Origin of the sequence: Parasphingopyxis sp., assembly GCF_052168295.1 — a bacterium.
GTDB lineage: Bacteria > Pseudomonadota > Alphaproteobacteria > Sphingomonadales > Sphingomonadaceae > Parasphingopyxis.
Map to the genome: position 1 here is coordinate 1 of NZ_JBQLZN010000040.1, position 15,686 is coordinate 15,686.

Consider the following 15,686-nt stretch of genomic DNA (forward strand, 5'->3'; position numbering starts at 1 on the left):
GCCTCCGAGGGAATGGCCTTGCGGCCTGTTTCGCGGTCAGGCTGCGTCCGCCATCTTCGGCTGCGGCACGATCCGCATGTACGGAAGCCGGCTGGTCCAGGAGCCGAACATCTCGGCCGCCTGTTCATCGCCGATCGACGGCAGGATGAAGACGTCGTCACCCTGCTGCCAGTTGACCGGCGTCGCGACCTGGTTGTTCGCGGTCAGCTGCAGCGAATCGAGGACCCGCAAGAGCTCGGCGAAATTACGGCCCGTGCTCATCGGATAGGCCATCGCCATGCGCACCGTTTTGTCGGGCGCGATCATGAAAACGGTCCGCACCGTCGCATTGTCGGCGGCGGTCCGTTCTTCGGCCGAACCCTCGGCATCGGCCGGGAGCATGCCGAACATCTTCGAGACTTTGAGGTCGGTATCGGCGATCATCGGAAAGGCCGGCGTAAAGCCCGTCACCTTCTCGATGTCCTTCGACCAGTCGTTATGCCGCTCGGCGCCATCGACGCTGAGGCCGATCAGCTTCGCGCCGCGCCGCTCGAACTCGGCCGACAGGCGCGCCGCCTCGCCGAGCTCGGTGGTGCAGACCGGCGTGAAGTCCTTCGGATGCGAGAAGAGGACGCACCATTTGTCCTCCATCCAGTCGTAAAAATCGATCGCGCCGCAATTCGTCTCGGCGCGAAAATCGGGAACCATATTACCAATCGTCAGCATGAGTATCTGTCCTTTCAGTCGGTGGATGGACAGCAGATAAGGCGGCGCTTATCCTGCAGTCACGCAGCGAGTTTTCGACCTTGGGTTGCAATATTGCAGGATTGCGAACAGGAGTGTGATCTCAATGCATTGGGACGATCTTCGCATCGCTTCGGCGATCCTGCGCAGCGGCAGCTATGCCGGGGCGGCGCAGCAACTCGGCCTCAACGAGACGACGGTTTCGCGGCGACTCGCCCGGCTCGAAAGCGATCTCGGCTTCAAGGTTTTCGACACTGCCGATGGCGAGCGCCGTCCGACCGCTGCGGGGCGACGCGTACTCGAAGCGGCGAAGCGGATGACGAAAGAGGCCGAGCGGCTCCGGATACCCGAAGAAGCGGACCGCCCGCGCGTGCGCCGCCGTATCGCCGCGGTGGAGGCAATGGCGACCCATTATCTCGCCCCCGGCCTGTCGTCGCTGATCGCCAAACACCCGCATCTCCATATCGAGATCCTGCTGTCGACGGAGATTGCGAGCTTCTCGCGCTGGGAGACCGATATCGCGCTCCGGCTCACACGGCCCGAGCGCGGCAATCTCGTCATGCGCAAACTGACCGATTTCGAGTGGGTGCTGGTTCGTCCCGCCGACCGCGAACCCGCTTTCGTGACGGGCTATAGCTCCCAGCATCCGAACAAGACGGAACGCGATACGTTGCGCGCCAAGGTCGGCGTCAAGCTCCCGATGATCGTCGTCAATGGCATGTCGCCGACCAAGCGCATGCTGCTCAACGGCGACGGCATCGGTTTCCTGCCGGACTTTATGTGCGGTGACCTGTGGGACAAAGCCGAATTGAAGCTCGAGCGCCTTGGCCTGACGCGGCCGATCTGGCTGCTCGTGCAGGAGCATCTGCGCGACGACCCCGATACGCGCATCGTGACGGACTGGCTGGCCGACACCTTCGACCGCGGCGTGGCATAGCCGCCGGAACCACGGCCGGCCGTCGCGGGCCCGCTCTCTATAGCTTGGCCAAATCCTCGGGCTCGCCGATGATCGACAGGCGATCGCCGGTTTCCAGAACGAGATCGCCGCGCGCGATCATCAGTTCGCCGCCGCGCTCGACCATCACGATCAGGCAGGTTTCTGGGAGTTCGACTTCTTCCAGCCGCCAGCCCGCCTTGTCCGCGATCGACGCGATATCGCCGATCGGGGCGTGGAGGAAATGATCGTCGCGGACGAGCACCGCGTTCATCGCCTGCTCGTCCTCGGCCGCAAGCCAGCGCTCCTCGAACCGGTCGCCGCACGCAATTTCGGCGACATGGCCTGCGATCCGCAGGTCGAGGCCGATCGGCTCCTCGGGCACGAGCAGGATCATCACCGTGTGGAAATCATGCTCGGTGTCGAGCGAGAGCTCAGCCCCGTCGCCGAAGCGGAACACGAAGAGCTTGGGTTCGCCGATCAGGTCGAGCGTGCGGTGCAGGAGCAGGATACGCGGCAGGACCCGGTGCCGCTCGAACGGCGCATCGGCAAAGGCATCGCGCAGCGCGTCCGGATCGATCTCGAACCGCTCTTCGGCGATGGCGACCGTGCGTTCGAGCAGGATATCGAAATCGCAGAAGGACGCGTCGATATCGACCATCGCCGACTTGGCGATCACCTGCTCATAGGCGAGATTTTCCTCCGCCGTGCGATCGTGCACGATCGACATGAGTTCGCTCTCGATGCCTTCGTAACGCGCGCGGCCGAGCTGTTCGTGCACGTGAAAGATCGCGCCGCGGCGACGCACCCGGTCGGCCGCATAGAATTGATACCAGAGCGCACATGCGATCACGATCATCCCGGTAAAGGCGATGGCGAGGAAGCCCATCTCGATGATCAGCCAGAAGGCGATCAGGATCCCGGCGACCGGGAACCAGGGATAGAATGGCGTCGCATAGCCGGGCTTGTAGGATTCTATCCCGCTCTGGCGCATCACGATCACGGCGACGCAGACGAGCCCGAAGAGCAGCAGCTGAAACGCACTGGCAAGCTTCGCGACGGACGCCACGTCGAACAGGACGAGCACCGCGATCATCGTCGCGACGGTCAGCGCGATGGCAAGCGTCGGCGTTTCGAAACGGCTGAGGCGGGAGAGCCGCTCAGGCACCAGCTTGTCTTTCGCCATCGCGAACGGATAGCGCGAGGCCGACATGATGCCGGCATTGCCCGTCGAGGCGAAGGCGGCGATGGCCGACACGACGATCAGCAGCACGCCGAGATCGTAGGGCATCCAGCCGAGGAACGCCTCCGCACCGTCGGCCATCGGCGTGAGGCTGCCGAACAGCGCCTCGGGCTCGAGCAGCTTGACGAGGATGAGCGTGCCGAGCGTGTAGATCGCCGTCGCCGTGATCAGCGAGAGCAGCATGCCAAGCGGGATATTGCGATCCGGATTCTCGACCTCCTCGGCCACGCTCGCTACCTTAGTAAGGCCCGCATAGGAGACGAAGACGAGGCCGATCGTCGACACGAAACCGACAAGGCCGTTCGAGAAGAAGGTGCCGTAATCGGGTTCCGGCGTGAAGACTTCCGGTATCCCGGCCTCGGCGAGCCCGAGGATCGTGAACGCCCCGAGAATGACGACGAGCGTGGTAACGAGGATGCGTTGCAGCATCGTCGTTTCCTTGGCGCCCGCATAGTTGACCGCGCCGAACACGAGCGTGAGCACCACCGCCGTGATCGTTATCGGAACGTCGAGATAAAGGCCGAGATAGGCGCCCATGCCGACTAGCGCGAAGGCGCTCTTGAACACGACCGCTATCCAGGAACCAAGCCCGCCGATCGTGCCCATCAGCGGCCCCATCGCACGGTCGAGGAAGAAATAGGTGCCGCCCGATTTCGGCATCGCGGTGGAAAGCTCGGCCATGCAATACATGGCCGGCAGGATCAGGAAACCGGCGGCGAGATAGGCGAGATAGACCGAATTGCCGGTATCGGCGGCCGCGATCCCGGGTAGCAGGAACAGCCCGGAAGAAAACATCGCACCTGTCGCTATCGCGTAAACGTCAAAAAGTTTGAGGCTTTTTGTAAGCTTTTCCGTCTCGCCGGTTTGGGCGTCAGCGGCCATCTGTCCCGTCCTCACCGAAGCGTTTCCGATCCGCCCTCTTAGGCGCGACTTGGCGGAACATGCAATGAACCCTTTGGGACATGTGCATTTTTTCGCGCCGCAGGACCGTTTTACGCATGGCCGGCGTCATGCGCGAGCAGCGCGGGATCGACGCCGGCGCGGCGATAGCTTTCCGCCCAGCGGTCCTCGGCATCGGTCTCGAACAGAATTTCCGCATCGCCATCCGCCGTGAACCAGCCATGGCGCGTCATCTCCGCGTCGAGCTGACCGGGCGACCAGCCCGCATAGCCGAGCGCGGAGAGCCAGTGTTTCGGCCCCCTCCCCTCGGCAATCGCGCGCAGGATATCGAGCGTGCCGGTCAGCGCCCATTTGTCGCCGACCTGCACGCTGTCCTCGCCGCCCCAATCGAGGCTGTGCAGGATGAAACCGCGTTGCGGCTCGACCGGCCCGCCCAGATGCACGGGTGCGTCCGGCGCCTCGCCCGGCTCGATATCGAGCTGGTCCAGCAACGTGTGGAAGCCGACATTGGCGATGGTATGGCCGATACCGATACCGAGCGCCCCCTGCTCGTCATGCGCACACATCGCGATGACGGCCCGCTCGAACCGCGGATCGCCCATGCCGGGCAAGGCGAGCAGCAGCTGGCCGGAGTAGAAGGGCGGGGATTCCATGAATATGACTGTAGCGGACCCAATCGGCGGGTCCAGACCATAGCCAAGAGCCGATGCAGCAGATCCACGGCAAAAAAAATCTGGTCCTAGGACTGTCCTTGACCGGCGGTACTTGTCTCACATGCCGGCAGACCGGTCTCGCGGTCCAGACCGACCTGGTTGTCGAACATCGAAGCCGCGAAAAAATCCTGCTGCCGCGCGATCAGGCCATCCTCGATGTCGAGAATTGTGACGAAGGGAATTTCGAACGGGCAATTATGCCACATGCCCTTCCATGTCCCGTTTATCGCCACTTGATTACCCTCACTCAAAACCGCGTCCAGTTGCCATTCCAGTTCGCGGTAGTTGAATTCCGGCGTACCGATCGTACCGTAAAGCTGCCTGAGCCCTTCATGGCCATGGACTTCTATCTGGAAGGTCGGATCGACGAACTCGACATCTTCAGCATAATATTGAAGCATCTGTTCAACAGTCACACCGTCCCTCAGATAAACGTCATAATAGGCGTCAACGAAAGCGCGAAGATCGGCATTACCGGAGTCGCTATCCGTGTCGGCCGATGCACAGGAGATCGTTGCCACAAACAATATTGGCAGGAATGATCGCATCTTCCCCTCCCCGCGAAGTTCCATGGACCGGACGGTCCCGACTGCTGTCTGCACGCAATGCGCGGGGATAGCCCGACCTATTCGATCAGGGCTGGTCCTGTATCGATCAAGAGTTTCGTGTGACGCTCAATCGTTTTCCGGCGGCTCATAGCGCGAGCGGCTGTAATAAATCTCTTCGCAATATGCGCGCTCATAGTCTTCCAGGCATTCGCGATATTCGCGGCCGAGCCGCTCTTCCTCTTCGCGGATTTCGCGGCCGCGATTGCGGTCGGCTTCTTCCTGGCTGGTCGTCGCCCAGTCAGCGACTTGCCCGACCGCGCGGACGGGCGCGGTGACGACGTCGGCAGCGGTCCGCACGATGCATCCGCTCAAGAGCAGGGCCATCAGGGTGACGATCATGATACGCATACTCTACTCTCCGCTAAGTGCATCCGGCTTAAACAGAATCGCCATAGCCGCCATAGCAGATGGCGCGCAACGATGCCTGTTTTGCGGCGAATTGCGCTGGACGTCCGCAAACATTCATGGTTGATCGCTAACACCTCAATGCCGATATCCCCCTCGAACAAACAGGAGACGATGATGACGATCAGCGAAGGCGATACATTGCCGCAAACCAATTTCGTGACGATGACGGAAAGCGGCCCGCAGCCCGTCGATCACGACCAGTTTTTCGGCGGGCGCAAGATCGCGCTCTTCTCGGTGCCCGGCGCCTTCACGCCGACCTGTTCGGCCAAGCATCTGCCGAGCTTTGTCGAAAAGGCCGATGAACTGAAAGCCAAGGGCGTGGACGAAATCGCGTGCACGGCGGTGAACGACGCGTTCGTATTGGGCGCATGGGGCAAAGAAGCGGAACCCGTCACCATGCTCGCCGACGGCAATGGCGAGTTCGTGGAAGCCATCGGCCTCACCATGGACGGCAGCGGCTTCGGCATGGGCACGCGCGGCCAGCGTTTCTCGATGATCGTCAATGACGGCGTCGTGGAAAAGCTGAACGTCGAAGCCCCGGGCGAATACAAGGTCAGCTCGGCCGAACATATGCTGGGCCAGCTTGACTGATCCCGACCCCAATGGCGCCGTCGCCGCAGTCATCGATGCGCTCGACCGGCATTACCGCGAGAGCATAGACCGGCTGCGCGCGGCGGTGCGCGCTTATATCGACGACGGCACCCTGCCCGATCCGGAGATGCGGAACGCAGGCGGCTTCGCCTATCCCGAGATCCGGCTCCATTATGACGGAGAAGGGCCGAAGGACGATCGCCCGCCGCGCTCCTACGGCCGGCTCGGCGAGGCGGGAACCTACGCGATCACCGTCACACGGCCCGAAATCTATCGCGATTATCTGGCCGAACAGCTCGGCATGCTGATCGCCGATTACGGCGTCGAAGTGGAGGTCGAGCCCAGCCATCAGGAAATCCCCTTCCCCTATGTGCTGGACGGCAGCGGGATCGAGCTTGGCGCGATGCGCGCCGAGGAGCTGGCCCGCCATTTCCCGGCGACCGAGCTGTCGCATATCGGCGACGAGCTGGCCGACGGCACCTGGGACGACCGGCTGGCCAAATATCATCCGCTGGCGCTGTTCGATGCGCTGCGCACCGATTTCAGCCTTGCGCGCTTGCGCCACTATACCGGCACACCGCCCGAACATGTGCAGCGCTACATCCTCTTCACCAACTATCAGCGCTATGTCGACGAGTTCGTCCGCTGGGGCTGCGACCAGCTCACGGGCGATAACGGCTATACGGGCCTGTCGGGCGCGGGCGGGATCGAGCTCGATTGTGACAATGCCGATCCGGCGGCGCTTGAGACTGCGGCCGCCGCGCGCAAGCATCAGATGCCGGCCTATCACCTGACGGCACCGGGGCGCGCAGGTATTACCATCGTCAATATTGGGGTCGGCCCGTCCAATGCGAAGACGATCACCGATCATCTTGCCGTGCTGCGCCCCGAAGCCTGGCTGATGATCGGCCATTGCGGCGGCCTGCGCCCCAGCCAGCGGATCGGCGATTATGTGCTCGCGCACGCCTATCTGCGCGACGACAATGTGCTGGACACGGTGCTGCCGCCCGAAATCCCGATCCCGCCGATCGCCGAAGTGCAGCAGGCGCTGGAGGCCGCCGCGCGCAGCGTGACCGGCGAAGAGGCCGATGCGCTCAAACGGCGGATGCGGACGGGCACGCTCGTCACGACCGACGACCGCAATTGGGAGCTGCGCTACAGCCAGTCGGCGCTGCGCTTCTCGCTCTCGCGCGCCGTCGCGATCGACATGGAATCGGCCACCATTGCGGCGCAGGGCTATCGCTATCGCGTGCCCTACGGCACCCTGCTCTGCGTGTCGGACAAGCCGCTCCACGGCGAGCTCAAGCTGCCGGGCCAGGCGAACCAGTTCTATGACCGCGCTGTGCGCGAGCATATCGAGATCGGCATCGCGGCCGTCGACGAATTGCGTCGGTTCGGATCGCGCTTGCACAGCCGGAAACTGCGCGCGTTCGACGAACCGCCCTTCCGATAGGCTCTATCGAAGCCGAACCGTATTGCCGATAGGCTGTTGCATCCCATCTCGGAAAGGCCGGTACGGAACTTTCGGGCGCCGCCGCGCATTGATTGCACAGAGAATCAGACAAAATGGAGGAAGCGCCATGACCGAAGAAAAGAAAACCCCCGTCGCAACGACGAAAACGCCGCCTGCGGCCGACGCCAAGACCGGCACGATCGACAAGATCGGCGACAGCGCGAAAGTCGTCGTCGGCAAGTTCAGCGACGGCGCGAAGGGCGCGGCCGGCAAGGTCGGCGAAGGCGCCAAGACCGCATCGAGCAAGATCAGCGACGGCGCTAAGAAAGCCGTCGAGACGGTGAAGACGCATCCCGGCAAGACGGCCGCCGTGGTTGGCGGTGTCGCCGCTGCAGCCGCGGGCGCCGTGGTCGGCAAGAAATATTACGACAAGCGCAAGGCCGCGAAGGACAATGTCGAAGAAATCGGCACGCCCGACATGCGCGCCGGCGAAACGCCGACCGACGAACCGAAGGTCGCGCCGACGGCAAACTAAGCCGTAGGGCACCGGAACGATTGAAGGGCGGCGTCCGGCTGGGCGCCGCCTTTTTTCATGTCCGGAGCGCGGCGAGCAAGGCGGCGCTATCGTCCCATAACGTGCGCGCCGCTTCGGCATCGCGGGCCAGGGCCGATGGCTCGACCTGGAGCAGATCGGTGCCGCGCACCGACCAATATTCGCCGGCGGCGCGGGCAAAGCGGGGATCGACGGCGAGCTCGGCGAGATAGCCGCCCGATACCGGCACCGTGCTCGTCCGGTCCTTCGCCATGGACCGGACGATGATCCGCGAGACGATCGCCATAAGCCAGCGCGGATAGTCGCGCGACAAGCCGGTGCCCGGGACATAGCCGGGATCGAACGCGAGCGTCGCGATCCCTGGATGGCGCCGGGCGAGTTCGCGCGCCGTCAGGACGTTGCACAGCTTCGACGTCGAATAGGCGCGCATCACGCGTTGCCGGGTGCCCTTGGGCAGCCGCGGATCGCGTTCGGGATAGGTGAGCCAGTCGACATTGGCGTGATCGGGCGGGGTCACCGGCGTCTTTTCTTCCGGGTCATGCGTCCCGCTTGCCGTCAGCACGACGCGCGCGCCGTCGGCGAGCCGTTCGCGCAACCGTTCGATCATCAGGAAATGGGCGAGATGGTTGACCGCAAAGGTCAGCTCGATGCCGTCTGGGCTCGTCGCCGGCTTCGACAGTTGCAGCCCGGCGTTGAGGACAAGCACGTCGATCGGTTCGCCCTCGCCGATCCGTTCGCAGAATGTCGCGACATCGGCGAGCCGCGCCATGTCGAGCGGCAGCGCCGTCAGCCGGCCGCTCTCGGGCAGATCGCCCGACCCCGAACGCGAACCGATTGTCAGCGTCACATCGTCGCGCGCGAGCAACCGCCGCGCCGCTTCCTCGCCCAGTCCCGACGTCGCGCCCGTCATCACGATATGCATGTACAGCCTCCTAGTTGGTCAACCAACCAAATCACGGAAACGGATAGATGCCGGGCCGTGCCCGGTCAAGACGCGCTCAGAGATCGTCGAGCATTTTCTGGACCGATGCTTCCCACACGTCGAAGCTTTCGCGCATCGGGAAGTCGGGCTGGCTGAGCCACGAGAGCATCATGCCCTCGAACGCGGCCTTTATCGTCCGCGCAACCGCCAGATGCTTCTTGCCGGCTCGTTTCGCGCCTTTGTGTGCCGCGATGATCTGCGCCATCGAATCGAGCGCCCGGCCGTTCGCCGCGGCCAGTTTCGCACCGAGATCCGGATCGTTCATCGCACGGACCGCAAGGCCGAGCCGCACTCGGAACAGGTCCCGGTGCGCGTCCAGATTGTTTCGGATGAACGCGGAATAGGCGCCGAGCACCCGTTCGGGCGGCTCGGTCGCGAGCAAGGCGGCAAGATCGTCGAGATAGGCGGACAGGCCGCGCTCCACGGCCGCTTCGAGCACCTCATCCTTGGTCGCGAAATGATAGTGGAGCAGCCCCGGCTTGACCCCCGCATCGGCCGCGATCGCCTTGACGCTCGCCGCGTCCAGGCCGTCGCGCGCGACGACGTGGAAGGCGGAATCGATCAGACGATCACGGGTGCTGAGCGCGTTCATGGAACGAGCTTAGCGGCGAAACGGGCGTGACGGAAAGGCTTTACCAGCCGCACTCCCGGCCCGCATTCTGGTCTTCCAGCCAGGTCTGGAGCGGCTGGAAATAGGCAAGCAGCGGCTCGGCGGACATTTCGCGCGTGCCGGTGAAGGCTTCGAGCGCCTCGGGCCAGGGTCGCGAGGAGCCCATTTCGAGCATCGTGTTCAGCCGCGCGCCGACTTCCTCGTTGCCGTAGAAGGAGCAACGGTGGAGCGGCCCGTCCCAGCCCGCCTGTTCGCAGGCCGCCTGATAGAATTGGAACTGCAGGATGCGCGCGAGGAAGTAGCGCGTGTAGGACACATTGTTCGGCACATGATATTTGGCGCCCGGATCGAAATGCGCCTCGCTCCGCTCGACCGGCGGGGTGATGCCCTGATAGCGCAGACGCATCTCGTTCCATGCCGCGTTGTAATTGTCCGGCGTGATCGAGCCGTCGAACACGCCCCAGCGCCAGCGGTCGATCAGCAGGCCGAACGGCAGGAATGCGACCTTATCCATCGCCTGGCGCAAAAGCAGACCGAGATCCTGTTCGGGCCCCGGCACATTGGCTTCGTCGAGCAGGTCGACCTGTACCAGATATTCGGGCGTCACCGAGAGCGCGATCAGGTCCCCGATCGCCTCATGGAACCCGTCATTGGCGCTGTTGCGGAAGATCATGGGTAGCTGGTTATACGCGCGCTGATAGTAATTGTGCCCGAGTTCGTGATGGACGGTCACGAAATCGTCGGCATTGACGCGCGTGCACATCTTGATGCGCAGATCGTCGACATTGTCGAGATTCCAGGCGCTGGCATGGCACACGACATTGCGGTCGCGCGGCTCGGTGATCTGCGAACGCTCCCAGAAGGTAGCCGGCAGCGGCGCGAAGCCGAGCGAGCTGAAAAAGGCTTCGCCCTGGCGGACGATCTGCTCGGGCGTGTAATTCGCCTCTTCGAGCAGGGCGGTCAGGTCATAGCCGACATCGCCCGCCCCTTCCGGCGCGACGATATCGTAGATATTGCCCCATTCCTGCGCCCACATATTCCCGAGCAGGTCGGCGCGGATCGGACCGGTCGCCGACTGGACCTCGTCGCCATATTCCTCGTTGAGCTCTGCGCGGACATAGCAGTGGAGCTGCTCGTAGAGCGGACGGGTTTCCTGCCACAGCCGCTCGGTCATCGCAGCGAATTCGTCGGGCGTCATGTCATAGCCCGAGCGCCAGAGATCGCCGACATTGTCATAGCCGAGTTCGCTCGCGCCTTCGTTGGCGATCGTCACGATCCGCGAATAGCGGTCGCGCATATCGGCGGCGTCGTTATGCCAACTCGTCCACATTTCGGCGAGCAAGGCGGGATCGCGGACGGTCCCCATGCGGGCTTCGGCCTCGTTGCCGTTGATCTCCTCGCCGTTCACCGTCGCCCGGCCGGTCGAATAGGCGGTGGAGAGCGCGGTCGCGATCTCGTTCAGTTCGGCCGCTGCGCCATCGCGGGTCGGCGCGGGCATGCTGATGCCCGAGCGCATCTGGTCGAGCTGGCGATTAACGCTGTAATCGAGCCCCTCGACCTCCGCGAAGCGCGCGGCTTCGTTGGCGAGCCGCACCATCATCTCGGTCACCTGCGTGCCGAAATAGGTGTTCAGCATGTCGGTATCGGTGTTGAGATAGGTCGAGTTCACCCAAGCCGCGCGCCCGGCGATATCGAACATGCGCAGCATCTCGTCATTGGCCGCTTCGACGAAAGCGCGCGCCGCTTCGGGCGTGCGTTCGGCAGCGTGATTATCGGCCAGCGCGGGCGTCGCCGCGAGCACCGTGCCGAGCGCGAGCGCGGACGCGCCGATCTTTGCGAAGATTTTCATGACACATACTCCCCTGTGTACGTTTTATGGCGCGGGTTTGGCCAAAGCCGGCGCCGGGAGCAAGGCCGTTCGTCGAAAGCCTATTCCGCTTCGCCCAGCCAGTCCGCGAGCGCCTGCCCGAATTCGGGTTTGACGATGCAGCTCATATGGCCGCCGGGGACCTCGACATGCGTCGCATCCGGGATCAGGGCGGCAAGATCCTCATGACTGCCATTGTCCTGATCCTCCTCGCCCGCAAGGATCAGCGTCGGGACGGTAATGGCGCGGATCGCCTCTTCAGGCGTGTTCGTGAAGACGTTGAGAACCTGCAGCAGCGCCTCGGGATCGCCTTTCGTGGTTTTCAGGAAGGCTTCGGCCATCCATTCGGGCGAATGTTTGGGATGGTTGCCGAGATTGGTCAGGATATGGCGGAAATGCTCGGCGCGACTTGCAAGGCTCGTCAGCCCGGAGAGGCCCATGCCCGATATGATCATCCGCGACGGCCGCGCGCCAAGCACATGCATGCGCACCACGGTCCGTGCGCCCAGCGAATAACCGCCGAGATCGTAATCGCTCAGGCCGAGATGGTCGACCAGCGCCAGCCCGTCCCGCGCCAAGATGTCGGCCGGATAAGCGTCCGGATCGTGCGGTTTGGCGCTATCGCCATGGGCGCGCAGGTCCGGCATGATGACGCGGTAGCCATTCGCCGCGATCTTCTCGGCATGGCCGTAGCGCAGCCAGTTGGTGATGGCGTTGGAGAAGAAGCCGTGGAGCAGCACGACCGGCCGCCCCGCACCCATCTCGCGCCAGGCCAGGCGATGGCCGTCATCGCTTTCGAAATAGTCGATCGGTAGATCAATCGGGGACTTTGCCAACTTTTTCCTTCCAGCGTTTGACCAGCGGCTCGTAATCCTGTGTCGCAATACGTTTGAGCTGGCTTGTGTCGAGCCATGCCTCGTGCATGCTCTCCGCACCGAAATGATGCGTCGGCAACAAAACCGAGGGGTCGTCGAACGATCCGACGGTCAGGTCGGCATGATCGGAATCGGGAAATTCGAAGCCGAGAGGCGTTCCGCATTTGGCGCAGAACGGCCGCCGGGCGATCGGCGAGCTTTCATACCAGTCCGGCTCGCTATCCCAGTGAATGGCTGCCTTGGGCAGATTCTTGAACGCAATCGATACGCCGCCCGTCGCGCGCTGGCACATCCGGCAATGACAGAGATACGCATCGTGATCCTCGATCGTCGCGGTATAGCGAACCCTGCCGCACTGGCATCCTCCGGTCAGTGTTTCAGTCATCCGCGCCGCCCAGCCCCAAAATCTCTATCCATTCGCCCTGCGATTCCGGCTGTTCCTCATAGAGGATCGCATCGTCCGGGATCGTGATCCAGGGTTGCCTGCTCTTCACCCACAGATGCGCGCGCGGAACAAGCGTCTTGCTGTCATCGAGCGTCCCGGCCCGTAACACGACGATCCCGGGGCGGGCGTCGTTTTCCGCATAGATCCGGTTGCCGCATTTCGCGCAGGCCCAATATGAAACGGCAACGCCGTCCGCTGTCTCCCGCTCGCCTTTATGAAGTTCGCCGTCGACTGCGAGCATCGAAGCGAATAAGGGCATTTGCAGCCCGAACGCGCTGCCCGACTGGGTCTGGCAATCCGTGCAATGGCAGGCATAGCAGTTCGGCATCGCATCGCTGTCGACGCGGTATCGCACTGCGCCGCACAGGCACCCGCCGGCGATCGTTTCGCTCATCGCCAGTCTCCCACCAGCCCATCGCGCCACGCGGACAGATCGTCGGGTTGCGTCTCGTGGGTCGGCGCGCCATCGGGCAACATCATCCAGCCTTGCTTGCGCGAGACCCAGAGATGGGCCTGCGGTGCGATCCAGTCGGTATCGTCGAATGCGCCGCCCTTGATCGTAATGCGCTCCGCGTTGCGGCTCGACGCATGATACAGCCGCGTGCCGCATCGCGGGCAGAAATGGCAGCGCGTCGTAGCACCCGATGCGCTCGGGCGCTCCCATGTCGCCGTCTCGCCCTCCAGCGTCAGCCGGTCTCGGGCCACGGGCACCGACAAGGCGAAGGCGCTTGCCGACTGTTTCTGGCATTCGCGGCAATGGCAGGCATAGACGGGCGGGCGAGCGCCGCTGACGATGAAGCGCACCGCGCCGCACTGGCAACCGCCGGCAAGCGCTTCGCTCATCGTTCGGTCAGCCCCTTCTGCTTCATCCGCCAGACCGCGAGGTCGATCCGGTCCTGCCCGAAAAAGGGTTCACCTTCGAAGACGAGCGTCGGCACGCCCCAATGGCCGGCGGCCTCCAGCGCTTCCTGATTGGCGGCGATTTCCGCGTCCAGTTCTTCCGGTTCCGCTTCGGCCTCCGCGTCGAGTTCGGCCAGGTCCAACTCGGCACGCTCGGCCGCCTTAGCCAGATGATCGCCCTCGTGCCAGTTCGCCGTACCGGCCCAAATCAGTTGCGAAACTTCGTCGGCATAGGCGAAACCCTTGCCCCGGCGTGCGGCCGCCTGCCCGGTGCGCATCAGCCGGAAGATATAGGGTTGGTCGTCCGAAATTTTGCGCGTCGCAATATCCTGCACGATCGGATCGGGATTGGGCGGCGCCATCGGAATGTCGAGATATTGCGAGAGGCGGAAAATATCGGTGAAGGTGTAGCTCAGCCAGTTGGGATGGTTCTTTTCGAAGAAATCGGGTTCGCGGATCGCCAGCGGATAAACGGGCTTCAGCGCGATCTCGAGCGCATATTTCTCGGTCAATTGCCGGTAGCGGCCAGTGGCGAGATAGCTGTAGGGGCTGCGAAACGACCAGTAGAGATCGGCGTGCAAAGTCATGTTTGTTCTTCCCCTTTCCCAAATTATCGCGCACCGGTAGCGATTAACCGGCTGGTAGGCGTAAAAGGTACAAAGGGACACTGTGACTCAAAAGACTCACTTTCCACCTCTTTTTTCGGCGCGGCTCGCCAAAGCGCGGAGTCTGTGCGATTCTTCGCTTTCGTCTGAGAGGATGGGGCATAGTGGCCGAACGAGACCCGCAGATAATGGCGGATAAGGGCGCTGAGGAGGAAAAGCCTGAGAAGAAGCGGTCGCCGGTCCGGCTGATCGCCATGCTCCTCGTGCCGGCGCTCGTGATCGGTTTCGGCGTCTATTGGTACATGACCTCCGGCCGCTACGTGTCGACCGACAATGCCTATGTGCAACAGGACATCGTCGAAATCAGCCCCGAAGTCGGCGGGCGGATCGTCGCCGTGCTGGTCGAAGAGAACCAGCAGGTCGAAGCTGGCGACATCCTCTTCCGCATCGATCCCGAACCCTATCGCATCGCCGTCCAGCAGGCCGAGGCCGATATCGCAGACGCGCAGCTCGCGCTGAGCCAGGCGGAAACGGCGGTCTCGACGAGCGGCGTCGATATTTCGACAGCCCAGGCCAATGTCGAACTCGCCCGGCGCAACCTGGCGCGCGAACGCGAACTCATGAACCGCGGCTTCAACACCCAGGCGCGGATCGACCGCTTCACCGCCGAACTCAACGATGCGCAGGCCCGGCTCAACGCCGCGCGCGCCGCGCAGCAGGACGCCCGCGCCGCCGTCGGCACCGCGCGCACGCGCGGCGCACGCGGCGAGTTCCCGGCGATCGCGGCCGCCCGCGCGATGCGCGACGAAGCGCAGCTCAACCTCGAACGCACCGTGATCCGCGCGCCGGTCAGCGGCACGATCAGCGAAGTGGACCGGCTGCAGATCGGGCAGATGGCCAGCCCCGGCACCGCCGTACTGACCATCGTCGCGCGCGACGAAACCTGGATCGAAGCCAATTTCAAGGAAACCGATCTCGACCGCATGCGCGTGGGCCAGCCAGCGCGGATCACCTTCGACGCCTATCCCGATCTCGTCGTCGAAGGCCGGGTCGGCAGCATCGGCGCGGGCACCGGCGCGGAATTCTCGATCCTTCCGCCGCAGAACGCGACCGGCAACTGGGTGAAGGTCACCCAGCGCGTGCCCGTGCGCATCGAGATCGTGGGTACGCCCGCGCGGCAGATGATTACCGGCCTCAGCGCCGATGTGCGCGTCGACATCCGCGAAGATGGCGAGCGCTAGCCACTTGATATTCCCGTTAGCCCTGAGCCTGTCGA

At 63.5% G+C, this 15,686-nt stretch carries 18 protein-coding genes; 5 read left to right on the plus strand and 13 right to left on the minus strand.

The window, feature by feature from the left end; all coding sequences use genetic code 11:
- Positions 1-36: 36 nt before the first annotated feature.
- Positions 37-705, minus strand: coding sequence for a peroxiredoxin (locus ACTS1Z_RS07180; RefSeq protein WP_442623766.1), 669 nt, complete (start codon positions 703-705; stop codon positions 37-39).
- 124 nt (positions 706-829) lie between these two features.
- Here ACTS1Z_RS07180 and ACTS1Z_RS07185 point away from each other — a divergent pair, with 124 nt between their 5' ends.
- The gene (locus tag ACTS1Z_RS07185; protein ID WP_442623767.1) at positions 830-1,660 is read left to right on the plus strand and encodes a LysR family transcriptional regulator; all 831 of its coding nucleotides are present in this window, start codon (positions 830-832) and stop codon (positions 1,658-1,660) included.
- 37 nt (positions 1,661-1,697) lie between these two features.
- Here the strand turns inward: ACTS1Z_RS07185 and ACTS1Z_RS07190 are convergent, their stop codons facing one another.
- The 4 genes from ACTS1Z_RS07190 to ACTS1Z_RS07205 all read right to left on the minus strand — a co-directional run bounded on the left by ACTS1Z_RS07190 (position 1,698) and on the right by ACTS1Z_RS07205 (position 5,469).
- A complete protein-coding gene (locus ACTS1Z_RS07190; RefSeq protein ID WP_442623768.1) occupies positions 1,698-3,782 on the minus strand; it encodes an amino acid permease in 2,085 nt (694 codons plus the stop codon).
- Positions 3,783-3,892: 110 nt separating this feature from the next.
- Positions 3,893-4,453 carry a YqgE/AlgH family protein gene (locus ACTS1Z_RS07195; protein ID WP_442623769.1) on the minus strand — a complete coding sequence of 187 codons (561 nt, stop codon included), beginning with the start codon at positions 4,451-4,453 and terminating at the stop codon, positions 3,893-3,895.
- Positions 4,454-4,539: 86 nt separating this feature from the next.
- The gene (locus ACTS1Z_RS07200; RefSeq protein WP_442623770.1) at positions 4,540-5,061 is read right to left on the minus strand and encodes a nuclear transport factor 2 family protein; all 522 of its coding nucleotides are present in this window, start codon (positions 5,059-5,061) and stop codon (positions 4,540-4,542) included.
- A gap of 126 nt (positions 5,062-5,187) precedes the next feature.
- Positions 5,188-5,469, minus strand: coding sequence for a hypothetical protein (locus ACTS1Z_RS07205; RefSeq protein ID WP_442623771.1), 282 nt, complete (start codon positions 5,467-5,469; stop codon positions 5,188-5,190).
- Positions 5,470-5,643: 174 nt separating this feature from the next.
- Between ACTS1Z_RS07205 and ACTS1Z_RS07210 the strand changes: the two genes are divergently transcribed.
- From ACTS1Z_RS07210 to ACTS1Z_RS07220, 3 genes are all read left to right on the plus strand, one after another.
- Positions 5,644-6,120, plus strand: a complete 477-nt coding sequence (locus ACTS1Z_RS07210) for a peroxiredoxin (RefSeq protein ID WP_442623772.1) — start codon at positions 5,644-5,646, stop codon at positions 6,118-6,120.
- Positions 6,113-7,573, plus strand: coding sequence for an AMP nucleosidase (locus ACTS1Z_RS07215; protein ID WP_442623773.1), 1,461 nt, complete (start codon positions 6,113-6,115; stop codon positions 7,571-7,573). Before ACTS1Z_RS07210 ends, ACTS1Z_RS07215 begins: the two co-directional genes overlap by 8 nt.
- A 127-nt stretch (positions 7,574-7,700) precedes the next feature.
- Positions 7,701-8,108 (plus strand): hypothetical protein, encoded by a 408-nt coding sequence (locus ACTS1Z_RS07220; RefSeq protein WP_442623774.1) that lies wholly within the window; start codon positions 7,701-7,703, stop codon positions 8,106-8,108.
- A gap of 55 nt (positions 8,109-8,163) precedes the next feature.
- Here the strand turns inward: ACTS1Z_RS07220 and ACTS1Z_RS07225 are convergent, their stop codons facing one another.
- The 8 genes from ACTS1Z_RS07225 to ACTS1Z_RS07260 all read right to left on the minus strand — a co-directional run bounded on the left by ACTS1Z_RS07225 (position 8,164) and on the right by ACTS1Z_RS07260 (position 14,392).
- Positions 8,164-9,048, minus strand: a complete 885-nt coding sequence (locus tag ACTS1Z_RS07225; protein WP_442623775.1) for an SDR family NAD(P)-dependent oxidoreductase — start codon at positions 9,046-9,048, stop codon at positions 8,164-8,166.
- A gap of 76 nt (positions 9,049-9,124) precedes the next feature.
- Positions 9,125-9,700: a TetR/AcrR family transcriptional regulator gene (locus ACTS1Z_RS07230; RefSeq protein ID WP_442623776.1), complete on the minus strand. Its 576-nt coding sequence runs from the start codon at positions 9,698-9,700 to the stop codon at positions 9,125-9,127.
- A gap of 40 nt (positions 9,701-9,740) precedes the next feature.
- Complete coding sequence (locus ACTS1Z_RS07235; RefSeq protein WP_442623777.1) at positions 9,741-11,567, minus strand: M2 family metallopeptidase; 1,827 nt, start codon at positions 11,565-11,567, stop codon at positions 9,741-9,743.
- 80 nt (positions 11,568-11,647) lie between these two features.
- Complete coding sequence (locus ACTS1Z_RS07240; protein WP_442623778.1) at positions 11,648-12,421, minus strand: alpha/beta fold hydrolase; 774 nt, start codon at positions 12,419-12,421, stop codon at positions 11,648-11,650.
- A complete protein-coding gene (locus tag ACTS1Z_RS07245; protein WP_442623779.1) occupies positions 12,402-12,845 on the minus strand; it encodes a GFA family protein in 444 nt (147 codons plus the stop codon). Before ACTS1Z_RS07245 ends, ACTS1Z_RS07240 begins: the two co-directional genes overlap by 20 nt.
- Positions 12,838-13,299 carry a GFA family protein gene (locus tag ACTS1Z_RS07250; RefSeq protein ID WP_442623780.1) on the minus strand — a complete coding sequence of 154 codons (462 nt, stop codon included), beginning with the start codon at positions 13,297-13,299 and terminating at the stop codon, positions 12,838-12,840. The genes ACTS1Z_RS07245 and ACTS1Z_RS07250 overlap by 8 nt, the downstream gene beginning before the upstream one ends.
- Complete coding sequence (locus tag ACTS1Z_RS07255) at positions 13,296-13,748, minus strand: GFA family protein (protein WP_442623781.1); 453 nt, start codon at positions 13,746-13,748, stop codon at positions 13,296-13,298. The genes ACTS1Z_RS07250 and ACTS1Z_RS07255 overlap by 4 nt, the downstream gene beginning before the upstream one ends.
- The gene (locus ACTS1Z_RS07260) at positions 13,745-14,392 is read right to left on the minus strand and encodes a 2-hydroxychromene-2-carboxylate isomerase (protein WP_442623782.1); all 648 of its coding nucleotides are present in this window, start codon (positions 14,390-14,392) and stop codon (positions 13,745-13,747) included. Before ACTS1Z_RS07260 ends, ACTS1Z_RS07255 begins: the two co-directional genes overlap by 4 nt.
- Before the next feature lie 206 nt (positions 14,393-14,598).
- On the opposite strand from ACTS1Z_RS07260, the gene ACTS1Z_RS07265 reads away from it, so the two are divergent.
- Positions 14,599-15,651, plus strand: a complete 1,053-nt coding sequence (locus tag ACTS1Z_RS07265; protein ID WP_442623783.1) for an HlyD family secretion protein — start codon at positions 14,599-14,601, stop codon at positions 15,649-15,651.
- The last annotated feature ends 35 nt before the right edge of the window (positions 15,652-15,686 follow it).

Excerpts from the sequence above, each read along its gene's own strand:
- ACTS1Z_RS07195 (WP_442623769.1), bottom strand. The coding sequence starts at position 4,453 with ATGGAATCCCCGCCCTTCTACTCCGGCCAGCTGCTGCTCGCCTTGCCC.
- ACTS1Z_RS07230 (WP_442623776.1), bottom strand. The coding sequence starts at position 9,700 with ATGAACGCGCTCAGCACCCGTGATCGTCTGATCGATTCCGCCTTCCAC.
- ACTS1Z_RS07235 (WP_442623777.1), bottom strand. The coding sequence starts at position 11,567 with ATGAAAATCTTCGCAAAGATCGGCGCGTCCGCGCTCGCGCTCGGCACG.
- ACTS1Z_RS07220 (WP_442623774.1), top strand. The coding sequence starts at position 7,701 with ATGACCGAAGAAAAGAAAACCCCCGTCGCAACGACGAAAACGCCGCCT.
- ACTS1Z_RS07245 (WP_442623779.1), bottom strand. The coding sequence starts at position 12,845 with ATGACTGAAACACTGACCGGAGGATGCCAGTGCGGCAGGGTTCGCTAT.
- ACTS1Z_RS07260 (WP_442623782.1), bottom strand. The coding sequence starts at position 14,392 with ATGACTTTGCACGCCGATCTCTACTGGTCGTTTCGCAGCCCCTACAGC.
- ACTS1Z_RS07205 (WP_442623771.1), bottom strand. The coding sequence starts at position 5,469 with ATGCGTATCATGATCGTCACCCTGATGGCCCTGCTCTTGAGCGGATGC.
- ACTS1Z_RS07210 (WP_442623772.1), top strand. The coding sequence starts at position 5,644 with ATGACGATCAGCGAAGGCGATACATTGCCGCAAACCAATTTCGTGACG.
- ACTS1Z_RS07180 (WP_442623766.1), bottom strand. The coding sequence starts at position 705 with ATGCTGACGATTGGTAATATGGTTCCCGATTTTCGCGCCGAGACGAAT.
- ACTS1Z_RS07250 (WP_442623780.1), bottom strand. The coding sequence starts at position 13,299 with ATGAGCGAAACGATCGCCGGCGGGTGCCTGTGCGGCGCAGTGCGATAC.
- ACTS1Z_RS07265 (WP_442623783.1), top strand. The coding sequence starts at position 14,599 with ATGGCGGATAAGGGCGCTGAGGAGGAAAAGCCTGAGAAGAAGCGGTCG.
- ACTS1Z_RS07200 (WP_442623770.1), bottom strand. The coding sequence starts at position 5,061 with ATGCGATCATTCCTGCCAATATTGTTTGTGGCAACGATCTCCTGTGCA.
- ACTS1Z_RS07190 (WP_442623768.1), bottom strand. The coding sequence starts at position 3,782 with ATGGCCGCTGACGCCCAAACCGGCGAGACGGAAAAGCTTACAAAAAGC.
- ACTS1Z_RS07255 (WP_442623781.1), bottom strand. The coding sequence starts at position 13,748 with ATGAGCGAAGCGCTTGCCGGCGGTTGCCAGTGCGGCGCGGTGCGCTTC.
- ACTS1Z_RS07225 (WP_442623775.1), bottom strand. The coding sequence starts at position 9,048 with ATGCATATCGTGATGACGGGCGCGACGTCGGGACTGGGCGAGGAAGCG.
- ACTS1Z_RS07185 (WP_442623767.1), top strand. The coding sequence starts at position 830 with ATGCATTGGGACGATCTTCGCATCGCTTCGGCGATCCTGCGCAGCGGC.